The 18564-nt window shown below is 63.8% G+C and carries 15 protein-coding genes; 13 read left to right on the forward strand and 2 right to left on the reverse strand.

Going from position 1 to position 18564, the window contains the following annotated elements; genetic code table 11:
* The first annotated feature begins 1 nt into the window (after nt 1).
* From ACR9ZN_RS02200 to ACR9ZN_RS02210, 3 genes are read left to right on the forward strand one after another with little or no spacing between them, the layout of a single operon-like run.
* Nucleotides 2-2104, forward strand: coding sequence for a hydantoinase/oxoprolinase family protein (locus tag ACR9ZN_RS02200; RefSeq protein ID WP_454818212.1), 2103 nt, complete (start codon nt 2-4; stop codon nt 2102-2104).
* A gap of 13 nt (nt 2105-2117) precedes the next feature.
* Nucleotides 2118-4106, forward strand: coding sequence for a hydantoinase B/oxoprolinase family protein (locus ACR9ZN_RS02205; RefSeq protein WP_481271240.1), 1989 nt, complete (start codon nt 2118-2120; stop codon nt 4104-4106).
* Nucleotides 4107-4111: 5 nt separating this feature from the next.
* Nucleotides 4112-4417, forward strand: a complete 306-nt coding sequence (locus tag ACR9ZN_RS02210; RefSeq protein WP_454818208.1) for a hypothetical protein — start codon at nt 4112-4114, stop codon at nt 4415-4417.
* A 90-nt stretch (nt 4418-4507) separates the two neighbouring features.
* On the opposite strand, the gene ACR9ZN_RS02215 is transcribed toward ACR9ZN_RS02210, so the two are convergent.
* Nucleotides 4508-6928 carry a GcvT family protein gene (locus ACR9ZN_RS02215; RefSeq protein WP_481271241.1) on the reverse strand — a complete coding sequence of 807 codons (2421 nt, stop codon included), beginning with the start codon at nt 6926-6928 and terminating at the stop codon, nt 4508-4510.
* A 268-nt stretch (nt 6929-7196) separates the two neighbouring features.
* Nucleotides 7197-8084 carry a LysR substrate-binding domain-containing protein gene (locus ACR9ZN_RS02220; protein WP_322432150.1) on the reverse strand — a complete coding sequence of 296 codons (888 nt, stop codon included), beginning with the start codon at nt 8082-8084 and terminating at the stop codon, nt 7197-7199.
* A 180-nt stretch (nt 8085-8264) separates the two neighbouring features.
* Here ACR9ZN_RS02220 and ACR9ZN_RS02225 point away from each other — a divergent pair, with 180 nt between their 5' ends.
* The 10 genes from ACR9ZN_RS02225 (at nt 8265) to ACR9ZN_RS02270 (ending at nt 18532) form a co-directional block, all read left to right on the forward strand.
* On the forward strand, nt 8265-9800 hold the full coding sequence (locus tag ACR9ZN_RS02225; protein ID WP_481271938.1) for a trimethylamine methyltransferase family protein: 1536 nt from the start codon (nt 8265-8267) through the stop codon (nt 9798-9800).
* 13 nt (nt 9801-9813) lie between these two features.
* Nucleotides 9814-10815 (forward strand): GlxA family transcriptional regulator, encoded by a 1002-nt coding sequence (locus ACR9ZN_RS02230; protein ID WP_481271242.1) that lies wholly within the window; start codon nt 9814-9816, stop codon nt 10813-10815.
* 124 nt (nt 10816-10939) lie between these two features.
* Complete coding sequence (locus tag ACR9ZN_RS02235) at nt 10940-12244, forward strand: M24 family metallopeptidase (RefSeq protein ID WP_434960961.1); 1305 nt, start codon at nt 10940-10942, stop codon at nt 12242-12244.
* Nucleotide 12245: 1 nt separating this feature from the next.
* Complete coding sequence (locus tag ACR9ZN_RS02240; protein WP_481271243.1) at nt 12246-12926, forward strand: isochorismatase family protein; 681 nt, start codon at nt 12246-12248, stop codon at nt 12924-12926.
* Nucleotides 12927-12984: 58 nt separating this feature from the next.
* Entirely contained in the window at nt 12985-13647 is a 663-nt protein-coding gene (locus ACR9ZN_RS02245; RefSeq protein ID WP_481271939.1) for an ABC transporter permease, read from the forward strand.
* On the forward strand, nt 13644-14762 hold the full coding sequence (locus ACR9ZN_RS02250) for an ABC transporter ATP-binding protein (protein WP_481271244.1): 1119 nt from the start codon (nt 13644-13646) through the stop codon (nt 14760-14762). The genes ACR9ZN_RS02245 and ACR9ZN_RS02250 overlap by 4 nt, the downstream gene beginning before the upstream one ends.
* Nucleotides 14759-15520, forward strand: coding sequence for an ABC transporter permease (locus tag ACR9ZN_RS02255; protein WP_481271245.1), 762 nt, complete (start codon nt 14759-14761; stop codon nt 15518-15520). Before ACR9ZN_RS02250 ends, ACR9ZN_RS02255 begins: the two co-directional genes overlap by 4 nt.
* Nucleotides 15521-15563: 43 nt before the next feature.
* Nucleotides 15564-16457, forward strand: coding sequence for a glycine betaine ABC transporter substrate-binding protein (locus tag ACR9ZN_RS02260; RefSeq protein WP_481271246.1), 894 nt, complete (start codon nt 15564-15566; stop codon nt 16455-16457).
* Between the two features lie 106 nt (nt 16458-16563).
* Nucleotides 16564-17460 carry a glycine betaine ABC transporter substrate-binding protein gene (locus tag ACR9ZN_RS02265; RefSeq protein WP_441773683.1) on the forward strand — a complete coding sequence of 299 codons (897 nt, stop codon included), beginning with the start codon at nt 16564-16566 and terminating at the stop codon, nt 17458-17460.
* 130 nt (nt 17461-17590) lie between these two features.
* The gene (locus ACR9ZN_RS02270; protein WP_454819321.1) at nt 17591-18532 is read left to right on the forward strand and encodes an alpha/beta hydrolase; all 942 of its coding nucleotides are present in this window, start codon (nt 17591-17593) and stop codon (nt 18530-18532) included.
* The last annotated feature ends 32 nt before the right edge of the window (nt 18533-18564 follow it).

Below are 18564 nucleotides of genomic sequence, written 5' to 3' on the forward strand. Positions count from 1 at the left end.
CATGACATATGTAATCGGCGTCGATACCGGCGGTACCTTTACCGACGGCTTCCTGGCCAGCACGGATGGCGTGCTGGTCTCCGCCAAGGCCCACTCGACGCCGCCTGACTTTTCGCGCGGCTTCATCAACGTCCTTGGAGAACTGGCACACACGGTCGGAAGCAGTGTGGAGGACCTTCTATCGAAGACGGATTACATCGTTCACGGCACCACCTCTACGCTCAACGCCGTCGTCACCGGCGACGTGGCGCGTGTCGGCTTCCTGACCACTCGAGGCCATGCTGATTCCATCCGCATCATGAATCTGGAAGGGCGCTATGCTGGGCTCGGTCCGAGCGCCGTCCAGAACATCTCGCGCACCAACAAGCCCGCGCCGCTGGTGCCGCATCGCGACGTGATCGAGATCGACGAGCGCATCGACCACAAGGGCGCAGTCATCGTTCCCCTCGACGAGCAGGGCGTCCGTGCCGCGGTGAGGAAGCTGCGCGATGACGGCGTGCGGGCGATTGCCGTCTCGCTGCTCTGGGCTTTCCGCAACCCGGTGCACGAGCGGCGCATTCGCGAGCTCATCCAGGAAGAAGCGCCGGAGCTCTATGTCGCCCTGTCGCATGAGACCAGCCCGCGCATCCGCGAGTACACCCGTAGCGCCACCACCATCATCAACACGCAGATCGGCCCAGTGCTGAAGGGATATCTCACCCCGCTCGAGGAAGAACTGCGCGCCAAGAAATTCGAGGGCTCCCTTTTGGTCATGCAGGGCTCAGGTGGTTGCGTGCAGGCGGCCGATGCGCCCAAACACGCCGTCAGTACGCTGGGTTCGGTGCTCACCGGCGGCGTGATCGGCTGCCTGCGCCTGGCCGAGCGCCTGGGCCACAAGAACATCATTTCCACCGACATGGGCGGAACCACTTTCCTGGTGGGACTGGTGCGCGACGGCAAGCCGAGCACGACGACGACCACGGTGCTGCACCAGCATCAGATCAACACCGCGATGGTCGATGTCCGCACCATCGGTGCCGGCGGCGGTGCGATCGCCTGGATCGACGGCGGTGGCAATCTGCGTGTCGGCCCCCGCAGCGCCGGCGCCCGCCCCGGTCCGGTCTGCTACGGCGAGGGCGGGCAGGAGCCGACCGTCACCGATGCCGATCTCGTGCTCGGCATCATCAATGGCGACAACTTTCTCGGTGGCCGCAAGAAACTGTCCAAGGACCTCGCAGCCGAAGCGATCCGTACCAGGATCGCCGAACCGCTCGGCCTGACCGTGGAGCAGGGCGCCGCCGCGATCTACGCCATCCAGAATGCCCAGACCGCCGATCTCGTGCGCAGCGTCGTGGTCAATGGCGGGCATGATCCGCGCGATTTCGTGCTCTATTCCTTTGGCGGCGCAGGTCCGGTCCATGCAGTCAACTATTCGGCCGATCTCGGCGTGTCGGAAGTGGTGGTGCCGCTCGGCTCCACCGCCGCGGTGTTTTCGGCCTATGGGCTCGCCTCCTCCGACATCGTGCTGACCGCGGAAATGTCGGATCCGGGCAACTTCCCCATCGAGCCGGCCACGCTCAACGGCAATTTCGGCAAGCTCGAAGCTGAGCTCGCCGAACGCCTGGTCCAACAGAAGCTGCGTTTTGCCAATGTGGTCTATGAGCGGGAAGCCGAGCTGCGCTACACCATGCAGATGGCCGAGGTAACCACTCCGGTGCCGGGTGGGCCGCTCGGGGAGGCGGAGATCGCCGGCATCGGCACCAGCTTCGAGCAGCTCTATGAACGCATCTACGGCAAGGGTGCCGGGTTCAGCGACGCCGGCCTGCAGATCATCACCTACCGGGTGCGCGCTATCGGCATCCTGCCGATCCGGGCCGATCTCGCCGCGCATGAAAGCGCGACCGCCGATCCGGTTCCCTTCTCGATGCGCAAGGTGTTCCTCGATACGCGCAAGGGCTGGCAGGACACCAAGATCTACGATTATCGCAGCCTGGGCGCCGGGTCGAAACTGACGGGACCGGCCGTGGTGGAGACACCGACCACCACCGTCGCGCTGCCGGAAGGCTTTGACGGCGTGGTGGACGCCTATGGCAATCTCGCCATTCGCGTCGCGGAACAGGGCTGAGGGGGAGAAAACCATGCCGCTCATTCAAATCGCAGGGTCGGAGCGCTTCGCCTATCAGCCGAAGGCACCCGACGAGACCCGAAAGCTCGCATCGGGCGCGAAGCTGCACCAGGTGACGGACAAGGACATCGAGGCCGTCGATCCCCTGACCTATGAGGTCATCCGCCACCGCCTCGCCGCCGTCGCCGGAGAGATGGGCGACGGCCTCAAGCGCATGTCGGGCTCCGTCGTGGTGACGGACTGCAACGATTTCGGCGCGACCATTCTCGACGAATGCGGCGATTCCGTCGTCGTCGGGCTCTACAACACCCAGCTTGCCGCTTCCGTCGACATGGCGGTCAAATGGACGCTGGAGAACCGCTCCAGGCAGCCTGGCTTCCAGGCCGGCGACATGTTCCTGTGCAACGATCCCTGGGTTGGCGGCGGCCTGCACCAGAACGATGTCACCGTCTTTGCCCCGCTCGTCCATGACGGCGAGGTATTCGCCTGGACCGCCGTCGTCTGCCATCAGGTCGATCTCGGCGGTGTCTCGCCGGGAAGCTGGTCGGTGGAGGGGCGCGACGTCTTCTGGGAATCGACGCCGATCCCGCCGGTGAAGATCGTCGAGGGCGGCAGTATCCGCTCCGACATCGAGGACATGTATCTGCGCCGTTCCCGGGTGCCGCGCCTGATTGCTCTCGATTTGCGGGCCAAGATCGGTGCCAACAACATCGCCCAGGAGCGCCTCGCCGCCCTGATTGCCAAATATGGCGCGCTCACCGTCAAGGCGGTGATGAAGCGCATGATGAACGATGCCGAGGCGCGGCTGCGTGCCAAGCTGCAGGCGCTGCCGGATGGCACGTGGAGCGGCGTTGCCCACCAGGATTCCTTCCGCCACAGCGACCGGAATCTCTACAAGATCCTGCTGACCATGACCAAGCAGGGCGATAGCCTCAAGTTCGACTTCACCGGCACCGACAAGGAAACGGAGGGCTTTGCCAACTGCACTTTCGCTGGCCTTCGCGGCGGCATCATGCCCATCGTGCTGACCATGCTGTGCGGCGACATTCCCTGGTCGCCGGGCGGCCTCTATCGCTGCCTCGAGATCGTCAGTGAGCCCGGCACCATCAACAATTGCAACTTCCCGGCCGGCATTGGCAAGGCCTCGGTGGCTTCGGCCTGGGCGACGCAGAACGTGGTGTCCGAATGCGTCGCGGGCATGCTCGATGTGCATCCCGAGCACCGCAAATCGCTGATGTGCGTGTGCTGCGGTACCTGGGACCTCGCCGTGCTCGCCGGGCTCGACCAGCGCGGGAACCCCTTCGTGACCATGATCTGCGATTCCATGGCCGGGGGCCTCGGCGCCCGTGTCGATCAGGACGGGGTCGATACCGGTGGTCTCAACTGTATCCCGATGGGCCGCGTCGCCGATGTCGAGATCAACGAATTCAGCTTCCCCATGCTCTATCTGTGGCGGCGAGAGGAAACGGATTCCGGCGGACCGGGCCGTTTTCGCGGCGGCATGGGCGGATCGAGCTGCTTCATCCCGCATGATTCCCCGATCGGGGGCGTGCATCTGGTCGTCTCAGCCACCGGCAAGGCGCTGCCGCAGGCAACCGGCATCAGCGGCGGCTATCCTGCCGGCACCCAATATGATGTTCTCAAGCGCAATGCCCGTGTCGCTGAACTCTTCGCGGCCGGACGTATTCCCGCGACCTTGGAGGAGGCTGGCGGCACCGCCGACATTCTGGAAGCGCATCTGGAGACGCATCTGGGCGAGCAGGATGTCTACTACACCCATTGGCAGGGCGGCGGCGGTTACGGTGATCCGCTCCTGCGCGATGCGGTTCTCGTTGCCCGCGACGTCGAGGCCCGCAAGGTGTCCGCCAAGGCGGCCAACGACATCTATGGTGTGCTGCTGAATGGCGATGGCAGCGCGGACGAACTGGCGACCCGCCGGCGCCGCAGGCAGATCCGATGCGAACGCGTCGGCGAACCCGTCCCGAACCAGGCTGCGGAGTGAGAGCCATGAAGATCGATGACAATGTGAGGCAGCAGGCGGACGGGACCATCGTTTGCGATCATTGCGATCATCCCTTGGGGGCTGGTGTGGGCAACCCCTTCGCCAACGCCATCCGCCGCGAGCGGCCTTCCCAGGATGCGGGTCCCGGTGTGCGAGCCCCGGCGTCGCATTTCACCGATCGGCCGATTGGCCTGCGCCAGGTCTTCTGTCCCGGTTGCTATGTGCTGCTGGCGACGGAGATCGCACCGACGGACGAGCCTTCATACCGGCACTGGGAGGTGACGGCCGCCCGTTCCGAAACACAAATCTGACCCGCGAACCGGCCATGATCCTCGATGATCGCCACGGCGTCGCGCCAGCCGGCGTGCGCGATATGCAAACGGTCATGGCCGGGCGGAGCTTCAGCCTCTCAAGCGCTTGCCTCCTGGGTCGAAGGCAGGCTCGGCGAGGATGCGCGCCTTATGCGGGATCCCTAATATGGCCACTGTCACGGCATCGCCGTCACAGGCCAGATCGGCTTTGACGTAACCCAGGGCCAAGGACTGGCCGACCCAATAGCCATAGCTGCCGGAGGAAACCTGGCCGAGCGGAGTGCCGTCCGGCAGGAAGATCGGCTCGCCGCCAGTCGCATCGGCATCCTCAGCCTCGATGGCCAGCGTGACGAGCCGGTCCCGCGCCGGACGGTCGGCGACGGCCGCATAGGCGTCGCGGTTGAGGAAGTCGCCCTTGTCCAGCTTGACGAGACGCGCCAAGCCGGATTCCTGAGGCCAATATTCCGGCGAATATTCGCGCCCCCAGCTGCCATAGCCCTTCTCGATGCGAAGCGACGTCATCGCTCTCGCGCCGACAGGACCGGCGCCGAGCTCCTTCCCGGTCGCGAGGAGGGCGCGATAGAGCGCTTCCTGGTCGCCGGCCTGGCAATGAACCTCCCAGCCGAGATCGCCCGTGAAGGAAACGCGCAGGGCCATGGCCTCGATGCCCGCCAGATTGAGAAGGCGCGAACGCATGAAAGGGAAGGAGTTGTTGGAAAGGTCATCGGATGTCAGGCTCTGCAGGAGGGCGCGCGCCTTGGGGCCGGCGACGCTGAAACCGCACATGGCCTCCGTCATCGAACGAAACAGCGTTCCCTCCGGCAGGGGTACGGCGTTGAAGAAACGCTGATGATAGCGTTCCGCCATGCCGGAGCCGAAGATCATGTAACGATCATCGGCAAGCCTGGTGACTGTAAAGTCGCCGGCGACGCCGCCCCGCCGGCCGATCAGGGGGGTGAGACAGATCTGGCCTGTCCGCGTCGGCATGCGATTGGCGAACAGCGCGTCGAGCCAGGCTCGCGCACCCGGGCCGGTGACCTCATATTTGGCGAAGTTGGAGATATCGATGATGCCCGCATGCTCGCGCAGCATGCGCGCTTCCCGCCCCACCGGCTCCCACCAGTTCTGGCGCGCGAAACCGGCCGTCTCCTCCCGGGGTTCGCCCGCGACGGCGAACCATAGCGGATGTTCCCAGCCGAAGTTGAAGCCGAACACCGCGCCCATTTCCTGCTGCATCGCATGGATGGGGCGGGTGCGCACGGGCCGGCCGGCGCTGCGCTCCTCATTGGGAAAGTGGATCTTGAAGCGATGGCCGTATTGATCGCGAACCCGGGCCTTGGTGAAGGCCTTGTCGGCCCAGGAGCCGAAGCGCGCGAGGTCCCAGGCGAACATGTCGAGGGAGGGCTCACCCTCGATCATCCATTCGGCGGCGAGCTTGCCCATGCCGCCCGACTGGGAGAAGCCGGGAATGATGCCATTGCAGCAAAAATAGTTCTTCATTTCCGGCATGGGGCCGAACAGCACGGCGCTGTCGGGCGACCAGATCATCGGGCCGTTGATCACCCGCCGGATGCCGGTCGAGCCGAGCACCGGTACGCGCTCGATCGCCCGCATCATGTTGTCCTCGATGCGGGTGAGATCGTCGGGAAAGAGTTCATGGCCGAAATTGGCGGGTGTCTCGTCCTCGGCCCAGAACCGCATGTCGCGTTCATAGGCCCCGACCAGCAGGCCGAGGCCCTCCTGGCGAAGATAGTATTCGCCGTCGCGATCGGCGACCGAGGGCAGACGCCGATCGAGCGCGGCAATCTCGTGGATGGTCTGCGTGACGAAATATTGATGCTCGGTCGGCATCAGCGGCAGGGTCAGCCCGGCCATGGCGGCCACTTCGCGCGCCCACAGGCCGGCGGCATTGACGATCCACTGGCTGCGGATATCGCCTTTTGGGGTGCGCACGATCCAGCTCCCGTCGGCCTGCGCCTCGGTGCCCGTGACCGGCGTGAAGCGATGGATCTCGGCGCCGCGCTGGCGGGCACCGGTGGCATAGGCCGCCGTCACCCCCGATGGGTCGACATTGCCGCCCTCGGGCTCGAACATGATGCAACGTATGCCTGAGAAATCCACGAGCGGATGCAGCTTTTCGGCTTCACCGTGCGAGACCTCGTAGAAATTCATGGCGTAGCGGCGCGCCTTGGCTTCCTGCAGCCGCAACTGGTGCTCGCGCTCCTGGGTCTGGGCGAGATAGAGCGAGCCGGGCTGGAAGATGCCGCAGCCCTGGCCGGTCTCCGCCTCCAGCTCCTTGTAGAGCGCCATCGTGTAGTGCTGCAGGCGGCTGATATTGGTCGAGTTGTGCAGGCCGTGGATGTTGGCGGCTGCATGCCAGGTCGATCCCGAGGTGAGTTCGTCCCGTTCCAGCAGGACGATTTCGGTCCAGCCGAGCTTGGCGAGGTGATAGAGGATCGAGCAACCGATCAAACCGCCGCCGATCACGACGGCCTGGGCATGGCTACGCATGAAACGAACTTCCCGATGAACAATCATGCGGCGAAGGCCCGTTGCCGTTGGGAGATCCACGCGGAAGATCCTGGCAGGGCTTTCGCCTGTTGTGACCGGGCAAGTCTAGGCAGCAGGGCACGAGGCGGGTAGGCAGCCTTTCGCGCAAAAAAGCGGTGTTCGGCAAAGAATGACCAAATAAAACGATGTCATTGGCCTCGCGATCTTCGCTTGTTGCCGAACGCTTGAGACGTAGGATCGGCTCGGGGAAGTCTATCGGAGGATCGTGTCAGACCATGTCGGCCTTGGCGCGGGCCAGAATCCACTCCTTCACGATTTTTACCACGCTGCCCTTGGATGAAGCATTGTCGGAAAGATAATAGCCCCACGGACTGGGCGGGCGGACAGCGAAGGGTTCGGCCAGAAGCCCTCTTTTCAGAAAAGGGCGGGCGAGCGAAAGCTGTACGGCGACGCAGCCCGCACCGGCGACCGCCAGCTCCAGGGCGATATTGGAGGAGTTGGTGCTGAGATATTTCTCGTGCTCCGACGTCTCGATGCCGAGAGCCGCGCCCATGCATTGCCAATATTCCTGCCGGCTGTGCACGAAAATCCAGCCCTGCTTCAGGATATCGGCGGGGGACCTGATCGCGTTCGGCCCGGAGAGGAATTGCGGCGCGCACAGCAGAGCCAGGCTCTCATCCCATAGCGGGATGGCCATTGGTGGCTTGTTGTCGAAGCGCCGGGCGGAGACGGTGAGATCGGCCGCCGGTTCGCTGGGATCCTCCCAGATCGTGCCGTGCAGCACGACTTCGATATCAGGATGCCTGGCATGGAAGGCAGCAATGCAGCCCGCGAGCCAGTTGGTGGCGAGCGTCGCCGGGCAGGAAATCACCACCGTCCGGTTCCTGACCGAGGCGAGGATGGCTTCGGTGGCGTGGTCGATCTGATCGAGCGCCTGCCTGAGCGTCGGCAGGAAGGCCTCGCCCATCTCGGTCAGTTTCAGGCTGCGCGGATACCGTACGAACAGCTGACGGCCGATATAGTGCTCCAGGGCCCGCACATGGGTGCTGATGGCGGCCTGGGTATAGCCCAGCTCCTTGGCGGCCTCGGTAAAGCTCAAATGCCGGGCCGAGCATTCGAAGGAGCGGATGTAGTTGAGCGGAGGAGGGGGTTTCATGGCGGCTCTGGATGTTTGCCGGAGGCTAGTTCAACTGCCTCCGCCGGTTCAACGCCGCTTTGCGCCATGACATCATTTTTTTTGGGCAATGCCGCCAAACTAATCACGTGAAAGGCGCCTTGTACCACACCTATCATGGCGAGTTGTCAGATGAATTCAAGCAAGGGTGGCGTACCGGGCATGACACAGGACAGGCGTGGCGGGGGGCGCCGATCGAGAAGCGCGCGGGGCGGGGGCATTCCCCAACTGCCCTGGCAGCGCGTGTCAAATCCCTATGCGCCCATGCAGATGCTCGACGAAGAGCGCATGGAGATGCTGCATCGCAGCTCGATGCGCATTCTCTCCGAACTCGGCATTCGGGTGATGAGCACGCGGGCGATGGACCTGTTCGAAAAGGCCGGCGCGCTCGTCGACCGGGAGAGCCAGACCATCCGCATCGACGAGACATTGGTGAAGGAAGCGCTTCTCACCGCGCCGCGTCGCTTCACCTTGACGGGCCGCAATCCCGACAAGCAGCTCGAGATCGGCGGCAATGCGCTGGTCTTCGGCCTGGTGGCCGGGCCGCCCAACGTGCATGACCGCATCAACGGCCGGCGATCCGGCAATCTTGCCGACTATGAGAACTTCACCCGCCTGGCCCATTATTTCAACGCCATCCACATCCTGGGCAACCAGGTGTGTGCGCCGATCGAATTGCCGGCCAATTCGCGCCACCTCGATACCTACAAAGCCAATCTGTCTCTCAGCGATCTGAGCTTCCACTGCAGCGCCATCGGGCGCGGCCGCGCCATGGACGCCATCGCCATGATGGCGATCGCGCGGGGCATCACCCTGGAGGAGATGCGCGCTTCGCCCGGCGTCATCACCATCATTTCCGTCAACTCGCCGCGGCTCTTCGACGACGCCATGGCGGACGGCCTCATGGCCATGGCCGAACATGGACAGCCGGTAACGGTCACCCCCTTCACGCTGATGGGCGCGATGACGCCGGTGACCCTGGCGGCGGCCCTGTGCCAGCAGAACGCCGAGGCCCTGTTCGGTGTCGTGCTGACGCAGCTCGTCAATCCGGGCACGCCGGTGATGTACGGAGCCTTCACCTCCAATGTCGACATGCGCTCGGGCGCGCCGGCCTTCGGCACGCCGGAGAACACCAAGGCCAACATCATCGCCGGCCAGCTTGCGCGGCGCTATGGCCTTCCCTATCGCACCTCCAACGCCAATGCTTCCAATGCGGTCGACCTGCAGGCGGCCTATGAAACGGAGATGGCGACCTGGGGCGCCGTCCTCGGCGGCGCCAATCTGATCTATCACGCCGCCGGCTGGCTGGAGGGCGGCCTCACGGCGTCCTATGAAAAGCTCGTCCTCGACGTCGAGATCCTCCAGAACATGATGGAGTTCCTGCGTCCCCTGCCTTTCGAGGAGGACGATCTGGGCTTCGAGGCCATCAAGGCCGTGCCTGCCGGCGGGCATTTCTTCGGCAGCGAACACACGATGTCGCGCTACGAAACCGCATTTTATCAGCCCATGCTCTCCAACTGGCAGAATTACGGCAGCTGGCAGGAGGCCGGAGCGCATGACGCACTCGACCGGGCGACGGGCCTCTGGCAGCACGCTTTGCGGGAATATCAGGAGCCGGCCCTGGGCGAAGCCGTTCGTGAGGAGCTCGAGGCCTATGTCGTGCGCCGGCGCACGGAGATCGGCGCCGGGGAACCTTGAAGGGATCGATGCCATGGAGATCAGGCTGAGCGAAAGGCAGGCCAGTGAGGCGATCCGCTTTGCCGTGCTGATGTTCCCGGGCTTTCCCCTGATGGCATTCAGTTCGGTGATCGAGCCGCTGCGTGCCGCCAACACGCTGTCCGGCAAGCGCTGCTATGCCTGGACCACGGTCGGCCCTGATGGATCGAAGGTCCGGGCCTCCAACGGCATCGACATCGAGCCGGATTTCGGCGTTCGGGACGCGCCGTCCGTCGATCGCATCGTGGTGTGTTCGGGCGGCGATGCCGATCATCTGGTCGCCGAGGATGCCATGGCCTGGATCCGCCGCAACCTCAGGGCTGGCGCACATCTCGGCTCGGTCGCCGATGCGGCTTTCCTGCTGGCCCGCGCCGGTCTGCTCGACGGCTATGCCTGCACCCTGCACTGGACCAGCCAGCCGGCTTTTCGCGAGGCCTTTCCGGGCCTCGACATGCAGCGAGACCTCTATGTCATCGACCGGCGACGCTTCACGGCGGCAGGCGGGGTGGGCAGCCTCGACATGATGCTGGACATGATCGGCCGTGATTATGGCAGCGAGCTCTCGGCTGGCGTCGCCGAATGGTTTGTGCACAGTCCGCTGCGGTCGAGCGTGGACAGGCGGCTGATGCCGCTGCGCCTGCGTACCGGCATCGGCGACGAACTCGTGCTGGCCGCCGTGGCGATCATGGAGGACTGCGTTGAGGACCTTCTTCGCATGGATGCGCTGGCGCGGCGCCTCGGCGTCTCAGCCGACAAGCTCGAGCGTTCCTTCCGCTCCGAGCTCGGCGTCACGCCGAACCATTATTACCGTAGCCTGCGCCTGAGGCGGGCAGCCGATCTGCTCACCCATTCGAGCCTGCGGGTCAGCGAGGTGGCGCTGGCCTGCGGTTTCAACAATGCGGCCAATTTCTCCCGGGCCTTCCGCGACAGCTTCGGCTACGCGCCGAGGGGCGTGCGCCAGCGTAAGTCGATCTCGGGGGAGGCGCCCAGGATATGACAAGACCCAGCATGACGAGAATGGTCACGGCGGGCGGCCTTGCGGAATCGCGCATAGTTTTCGCGGAAAGCAGCCAAACAATGCGCGCGCCGGTTGGTCACTGTTCATGGACAGGAGACTATTCATGAGCATTGTGGTTTTCGATCCGGATCGTGTCGAGGATGTCGACTTCAAGGATCGCATGCGCCATCCGGCGGCTGCGGATCCGGCCGGCGGCATGTGGCTTTCCGATACCGAGCCTTCCTTCATCGATGCCGATGCCCTGCGCAAGGGTCGCCTTGCCAGGCTGCGCCAATGGATGGCCGCGGCCGGCTATGGGGCGGTCGTGCTGTTCGACCCTTATAATCAGCGCTACGCCACCGGCTCGCGCAATATGTTCGGCTACTTCCTGCGCAACTCCACGCGCTATTTCTTCATCCCCACCGAGGGGCCGATCGTCCTGTTCGAATATCCGCAGAGCTACCATGTCTCGATGGTGCTCGACACGATCGACGAGGCCCGGCCTTCCAAGCTCGTGTGGTCATCGGTGTCGGGCCGGGACGACGAGACGGCCGGTCCCTTCGCCGACGAGATCACCGAACTCCTCAAGACCCATGGCGGCGGATCGATGAAGCTCGGCCTCGACCGCTGCAGCCATCTGCAGGCAGTGGCGCTGCAAAAGCGCGGCTGCGACGTCAGGGATTGCCAGGGCGAGATCTTGGCGGTGCGCGCCATCAAGACGCCGGAGGAGGTCAAGTGCCTTCAGGTTTCGATGGCCGGCGCCGAAGCGGCCGTTGCCTCGGTCCGGGAGGCGATCAAGCCGGGCGTTTCGGAAAACGAGCTCTTCGCCATCATGTATCACGAGGTGATCCGGCAGGGCGGCGAATTCATCGAGACACGCCTGCTGAGCTCGGGCCAGCGCACCAATCCCTGGTTCAACGAGGCGAGCGGGCGCAAGATCCGCCCGGGCGAATTGGTGGCCCTCGATACCGACACCATTGGCTGCTACGGCTATTATTCCGATTTCTCCCGCACATTCCGCTGTGGGCCGGGCAAGCCGACGACCTATCAGAAGATGCTGTATCGGATGTCCTACGACCAGGTGCAGCACAATATCGGCATCGTGAAGCCGGGCATGGCCTTCCGCGAGATTGCCGAGAAAGCCTGGAAGATCCCCGAGCGTTTCGTCGACCAGCGCTACACCTCGGTGATGCACGGCGTGGGCATGCATGGGGAAACGCCGTTCATCGCCCATTCGATGGATTACGAAACCTATGGCCGCGACGGCCATCTGGTGCCGGGCATGGTCGTTTCGGTGGAAAGCTATATCGGCGAGAAGGGCGGTCGCGAAGGGGTCAAGCTCGAAGACGAGGTCCTCATCACCGAGACCGGCACGGAATTGCTGTCGCGCTTCCCTTATGAGGACGAGTTCCTGGAAGGACAGATCTGACGTGAAACGGACGCTGCATATCGACCGCAACCGGATGGCCGCCATCTTCATCGATCTCCAGGAAGAGCATCGGGCCGATCCGCGCTATCTGGTCAAAGGCTATGCCGGCGTGCTGGCGGAGGCACGCCGTCTGCAGGATATGGCACGCCGACACGGCGTGCCGCTCTATCACGCCGCCTATGTCGTGGATCCGGCGAAGCCCGGCCGTCCCTTCCATCCCATGCAGGCCGACGGACGTTCGGCTTTCAGCGACAAGGACGATCCGCGCATCGCCATCTGCGCCGAAGTCGCGCCGGCCGCGGAGGAGGCAGTCATCTTCAAATCGGAGCCGAGCCTGTTCGGCGCCAGCTCGCCGGCGGAGGAATTGCGGCGCAAGGGCATCGAATGGCTGGCCATCGCGGGGGTGTGGACCGAGGCCTGCGTCGATGCGACGGTCAAGGACGCGATAGCCCTCGGCTTCCACGTGCTCCTGGTCAAGGATGCCTGCGGCACGGCCAGCACGGCCATGCACCAGACTGCCATCCTCAACCTGGCAAATCGGCTCTATGGCGGAGCCGTGGTGGGCACCGACCAGGCATGCCGCCTGATCGCCGGCGAGCCAGTCGAGGCCTGGCAGGTCCGAGGCTCGGTGCCCCTGCGCTTTACCTATGAGAATGCCTCCGATCTCTATGCAGAACTTTGAGGAGCGTTTGCGGGTTCGAACGACGGCGACAAAACGAGGATTGCGGCACAGCGGCATGATGGAAATCCTGACCTTTATCTCCGACAATCTCCATGTGATCGGTGCCAGGGCACTCGAACACATTTCCATCGTCTTCGTGGCGGTGAGCATTGCCCTTGCCACGGCAGTGCCGATCGGCATTGCGATCACCCAGTCCAAAACTGCCGCCGACGCTGTGCTTTATCTCGCCTCGATCATGATCACCGTGCCGTCGATCGCCCTGTTCGGGCTGATGATCCCGCTGCTATCGCCCTTCGGTCACGGCATCGGCTATGTGCCCGCGGTGATCGCCGTGATCCTCTATTCGCAGCTGCCGATCATCCGCAACACCTATACCGCCATCGCCAATGTCGACCCGGCCTTGCGTGAGGCGGCTACCGGCATGGGCATGAGCACGGGCCAGCGGCTGCGCCAGGTCGAGATTCCGCTGGCCGTGCCTGTGATCATGGCGGGGGTGCGCACCGCCGTGGTGATGAATATCGGGGTGACCGCCATTGCTGCCTATATCGGCGCAGGCGGGCTCGGCACCTTCATCTCGCGCGGCATCAGCCAATCCGATCCCCGGCAGTTGATCACGGGCGCTCTGGCCGTGTCCCTCCTGGCGATCGCGGCAGACCTGTTCCTCGCTTTGGTGCAGTGGCTGCTGACTTCCAAGGGCATCAAGGGCGGAGCGAGCCGATGATCCGTCTCGAACATCTCACCAAGACTTTCGAAACGGCGGGCAAGCCCTTCGTCGCCGTCGACGACATCAATCTCGACCTGCCGGCGGGAGAGATCTGCGTGCTGCTAGGGCCGTCGGGCTGCGGCAAGACGACGACCATGAAGATGATCAACCGCCTGATCCAGCCGACCGGCGGCAAGGTCTATATCGACGGCAAGGATACCAGCGCGACCGATCCGATCCAGCTGCGCCGCTCGATCGGCTATGTCATCCAGCAGATCGGGCTGTTTCCCAACAAGACTATCTGCGAGAACATCTGCGTGGTGCCCGATCTCCTGGGCTGGGACCGCAGGAAGTCGCGCTCGCGGGCGGCCGAACTGCTCGAACTGGTGGGCATGCAGCCGGACCTGTTCCTCAGCCGATATCCGCGCGAATTGTCCGGCGGCCAGCAGCAGCGCGTCGGCGTGCTGCGCGCACTCGCCGCCGATCCGCCGGTCATGCTGATGGACGAGCCCTTCGGCGCCATCGACCCGATCAACCGCGAGGTGATCCAGGACGAGTTCCTGAAGATGCAGCGGGCGATCCGCAAGACCATCATCTTCGTCTCGCACGACCTCGACGAGGCGGTGAAGATGGCGGACAAGATCGCCATTTTCCGCAGTGGGCGCCTGGAACAATATGCCAGCCCCGACGCGCTGCTGGCCAGGCCGGCCAATGCCTTCATCGAGAATTTCCTCGGTTCCGATCGGGCCCTCAAGCGTCTGCGCCTGGTGACGGCCGCAGAAGCGATGACCGCCCAGTTCGATACGGTAGGACGCCAGGATCCGATCGCCCTCGCGCTCGAGAAAATGCAGGCCTCGGGCCAGCACGCCATCATCATGGTCTCCGGCGATGGTCGGCCGGAGGGCCTGGTGGCGCTCGACCATGCCAGGACTGCGACGGGGATGGTCGGTGACCACGCGCGCCCGATCGAGACCACGGCCGCGCTCAATTCGGATCTGCGCAATGCGGTGGCCTCCATGTTTGCGCAGGACATGCCCGTTTTGCCCTGCGTGGACGAGGTGGGGCAGCTCAAGGGCGTTTTGACCTATCGCTCGATCGTCGCCAGCCTCAGCCATGCCGGAGAAGCCGGATGAGCGGACCAGCGGCGGCAATAGCGACCAGGCAGGGCAGGGGGCGCTCGCAGTTTTGGGTGCCGCTTGGCATGTGGGCGGTGCTGCTTGCGGTTTGCCTGTGGCTGTGGCTCAGCGGCATGGCGGGCGAGATCCTCGCCTACTGGGACGACATCACCTATCTGAGCCTGCAGCATATCGAACTGGTCGCCTGGGCGGGCGGGCTCGCCATCCTCACCGCCGTTCCCGTGGGTATCCTGCTGTCGCGGCCGGCCCTCAGACGTTTTTCCGAATTCGCGATGCAGATCTTCAATCTGGGCAGCACCATCCCGACGCTCGCCATCCTCGCCTTGTCGATGACCTGGCTCGGCATCGGCATACTGCCATCCGTGTTCGGGCTGTGGGCGGCGACATTGCTGCCGATCGTGCGCAATACCTATGCAGGACTGCGCGCGGTTCAGCCCCATCTCCTGGAAGCCGCGCGCGGTATGGGCATGACACCGCTGCAGACCTTGTGGCGGGTGGAATTGCCCAATGCACTGTTCGTCATCTTCGGCGGCATCCGCACCGCTCTGGCGATCTGCGTGGGCTCGGCCCCGCTCGCCTTCCTGATCGGGGCCGGCAGCCTTGGCGAGCTGATCTTCACCGGCATCGCCCTCGACGAACTGCCGATGATGCTCGCCGGCGCCATCCCCACCGCGATCCTGGCTGTCATGACCGATTTCCTGGTGGGCCGGCTGCAATACTACCTCGTCCCGCGAGGCATCAATCCGCTGCGCTGAACAGCGGCAACAAGCAACAGAGGGAAAGACGATGACAATGCTGATGAAACTGGGCAAGTGCGTGTTTTCGGGGGTGTTTTCGGTAATCGTGCTGGCCGCGACCGGCAGCGTGGCCCCGGCGGCCAATCTCACGGTCGGCGGCAAGGATTTCACCGAGCAGCAGATCATCGCCGAGATGACGACGCAGCTTCTGACCAGCAAGGGCTACACGATCGACAAGAAGAACGGCATGGGCACCAAGATCGTCCGCGCCGCCTTGGAGAATGGCGAAGTCGATCTCTACTGGGAATATACCGGCACTTCCCTCGTCACCTTCAACAAGGTGACGGACAAGCTCTCGCCGCAGGCGACCTATGATCGGGTCAAGCAACTCGATGGCGAGAAGGGACTGGTCTGGCTGGCGCCGTCCAAGGCCAACAACACCTATGCCATGGTGGTGCGCAAGGACAACCCGAAGACCGACGCCTTGAAAACGGTCTCCGACATGGCCGCCGCCTACAAGGCCGGAACGGCGCTGATGATGGGCACCACGGCCGAGTTTCCCAAGCGCCAGGACGGCTTGCTCGGCCTGCAGAAGACCTATGACTTCGAGGCCGGCCGGGCCAACGTCAAGCCGATGGATCTCGGCCTTGCCTACAGGGCTTTGGCCAACAAGGATCTCGACGTCATCTCCGCCCAGGCGACAGACGGCCAGATCGCGGCGCTGGGGCTGCGCGTGCTCGCCGACGACAAGGGCTTCTTTCCCAACTATGCCCTCACGCCGGTGGTGCGCAAGACCGTGCTCGACGCCCATCCCGACCTGAAGCCGACCCTCGAGGCGCTTTCGACCAAGCTGGACGATGCCACCATGCAGAAGCTGAACGGCGAGGTCGATGTCGACAAGAAAACGGTCGAAGTCGTCGCGGCCGATTTCCTCAAGCAGAACGGCTTGAAGTGAGCTGCCCTGTCATCCCCACTCACAAGCAAGGCTCGTGAGGATACCACGGCCTTCGGCCGTGCCGGGGATGACGGTCACTTGCTGATGGAGCCAAAGGAACCAGATCATGATCAGCATTCTGCGCAAGCGCGCGATCGCCGCCTTGTGCGTCGCGGCCTCCTTCGTGTTGTCCACGACCGCCTTTGCCGCCACGCTCACGGTCGGCGGCAAGGATTTCACCGAGCAGTTCCTGCTCGCCGAAATGACCAGGCAGCTCTTGGAAAGCAAGGGTTATACCGTCAACAAGAAAGACGGCATGGGCACCAACATCGTGCGATCAGCCCTGGAGAACGGGCAGGTCGATCTCTATTGGGAATATACGGGCACCTCGCTGGTGACCTTCAACAAGGTGACGGAGCCGCTGTCGCCACAGGAAACCTATGCCAGGGTGAAGACGCTCGATGGGGCCAAGGGGCTGGTGTGGCTGGCGCCGTCCAAGGCCAACAACACCTATGCGCTGGCGATCCGGCCTGATAATGCCAAGACGGACGGCCTGGTCACCTTCTCCGATCTCGCCGCCGCCTATAAGGATGGCAAGCCGGTCCTGCTTGGGGCCACGGCGGAGTTTCCCAAACGCGAGGACGGCCTGATCGGCCTGGAGAAAAAATACGGCTTCAAGGCGGGGCGTGCCAATCTTCGGCCGATGGAGATCGGGCTGGTCTACAACGCCCTCGCCAGCGGCGATATCGACGTCGCCACGGTCGGCGCCACCGATGGGCGCATCGCCGCCATGAAGCTGACCCTGCTCAAGGACGATAAGGGTTTCTTCCCGAACTACGCGCTCGCCCCGGTCGTCAGGCAGGCCACACTCGAGGCGCATCCGGACCTGAAAGACACGCTCGAAGCGCTATCTGCCAAGCTGGACGACGCCACCATGCAGGCTCTGAATGGCGAGGTCGACGTCCACAAGAAGGCGATCGAGGATGTCGCCAAGGCCTATCTCAAGCAGGCGGGGTTGCTTTAATTCTGATGGCTCTTGGACTTGAACGATGAATGACTGTTATTGCGATGCCAATCCTGCGGATCGATTGAGTTCCCAATAACAGCCGAATTATTGCTGAAAATCGAATTTTTTCTGCTTGCGGTACCCGATGATGACGCCAGACTACACCTGCCTCATAGATGCCGAAACCTGGGATTTCATCAACCGGACGAACAGCTTCTATCCGCCTGAAGCCGTCGACTGGTCGATCGAACGCAACCGGGAAGTCTACGACCGGATGGCCCAGGCCTTTCATGCCGGCCGGCCGCCCGGCATCGCCATCGAAACCACGGCTGTGGAGACACCGAGCCATGCCATTCCGATCCGGATCTATTCGGCGGAGGGAGGCAATGGTCGAGCGACGATCCTCTATTTTCACGGTGGCGGCTTCGTCCTCGGCGGTCTCGACAGCCATGATGATGTCTGTGCCGAGTTCTGCGCAGCGACGGGATTGACGGTCGTCTCGGTCGACTATCGCCTGGCTCCGGAACATAAGGGAACGGCAGCGCTGGAGGATGCCATTGCCGTCTATGGCTGGGTGACGGCCGGCCTCGGGCCCCCGGTTGTGCTGGCGGGCGACTCCGCCGGTGGCAATCTGGCCGCCTGCCTGGCGGATCATGTGGGGAAAGAGGGGCGGCGACCGATCGGGCAGGTGCTGATCTATCCTCTTCTGGGAGCCGATTTCGACAAGGGTTCCTATCTGACCCATGCCCACGCACCGCTGCTGACGACCCGCGACGTCATCTATTATCGCGGCATGCGTACCGGCGGCATCGATTGCAGCGCCGATCCGCGCTTCACGCCGCTGGCGAGCTCAAGCTTCGGGCATCTGCCCCCGACCTACGTCTTCACGGCCCAATGTGATCCGCTTTCCTCCGATGGCGAGATCTATTGCAACCGGTTGCGTGCCGAGGGCGTCCCCGCCTCCTGGCATGAGGAGGAAGGCCTGCCGCACAGTTTCCTGCGAGCCCGCAACACGGCATCGCGCGCGAGGGCCGCGATGGAGCGCATAACCCGGGCTCTCTCGACGCTAGCTGCCGACGGACGAGCATAGGCCCCGCATCGGCAACGCCACTCGCATCTATA

Source organism: Labrys sp. HAY1-8F (genome assembly GCF_056754975.1).

Bases quoted from the DNA above. Each gene is read 5' to 3' on its own strand.
- ACR9ZN_RS02245 (WP_481271939.1), top strand. From the start codon at position 12,985: ATGGAAATCCTGACCTTTATCTCCGACAATCTCCATGTGATCGGTGCC.
- ACR9ZN_RS02205 (WP_481271240.1), top strand. From the start codon at position 2,118: ATGCCGCTCATTCAAATCGCAGGGTCGGAGCGCTTCGCCTATCAGCCG.
- ACR9ZN_RS02230 (WP_481271242.1), top strand. From the start codon at position 9,814: ATGGAGATCAGGCTGAGCGAAAGGCAGGCCAGTGAGGCGATCCGCTTT.
- ACR9ZN_RS02220 (WP_322432150.1), bottom strand. From the start codon at position 8,084: ATGAAACCCCCTCCTCCGCTCAACTACATCCGCTCCTTCGAATGCTCG.
- ACR9ZN_RS02235 (WP_434960961.1), top strand. From the start codon at position 10,940: ATGAGCATTGTGGTTTTCGATCCGGATCGTGTCGAGGATGTCGACTTC.
- ACR9ZN_RS02255 (WP_481271245.1), top strand. From the start codon at position 14,759: ATGAGCGGACCAGCGGCGGCAATAGCGACCAGGCAGGGCAGGGGGCGC.
- ACR9ZN_RS02210 (WP_454818208.1), top strand. From the start codon at position 4,112: ATGAAGATCGATGACAATGTGAGGCAGCAGGCGGACGGGACCATCGTT.
- ACR9ZN_RS02250 (WP_481271244.1), top strand. From the start codon at position 13,644: ATGATCCGTCTCGAACATCTCACCAAGACTTTCGAAACGGCGGGCAAG.
- ACR9ZN_RS02200 (WP_454818212.1), top strand. From the start codon at position 2: ATGACATATGTAATCGGCGTCGATACCGGCGGTACCTTTACCGACGGC.
- ACR9ZN_RS02265 (WP_441773683.1), top strand. From the start codon at position 16,564: ATGATCAGCATTCTGCGCAAGCGCGCGATCGCCGCCTTGTGCGTCGCG.
- ACR9ZN_RS02215 (WP_481271241.1), bottom strand. From the start codon at position 6,928: ATGCGTAGCCATGCCCAGGCCGTCGTGATCGGCGGCGGTTTGATCGGT.
- ACR9ZN_RS02225 (WP_481271938.1), top strand. From the start codon at position 8,265: ATGACACAGGACAGGCGTGGCGGGGGGCGCCGATCGAGAAGCGCGCGG.
- ACR9ZN_RS02260 (WP_481271246.1), top strand. From the start codon at position 15,564: ATGAAACTGGGCAAGTGCGTGTTTTCGGGGGTGTTTTCGGTAATCGTG.
- ACR9ZN_RS02270 (WP_454819321.1), top strand. From the start codon at position 17,591: ATGACGCCAGACTACACCTGCCTCATAGATGCCGAAACCTGGGATTTC.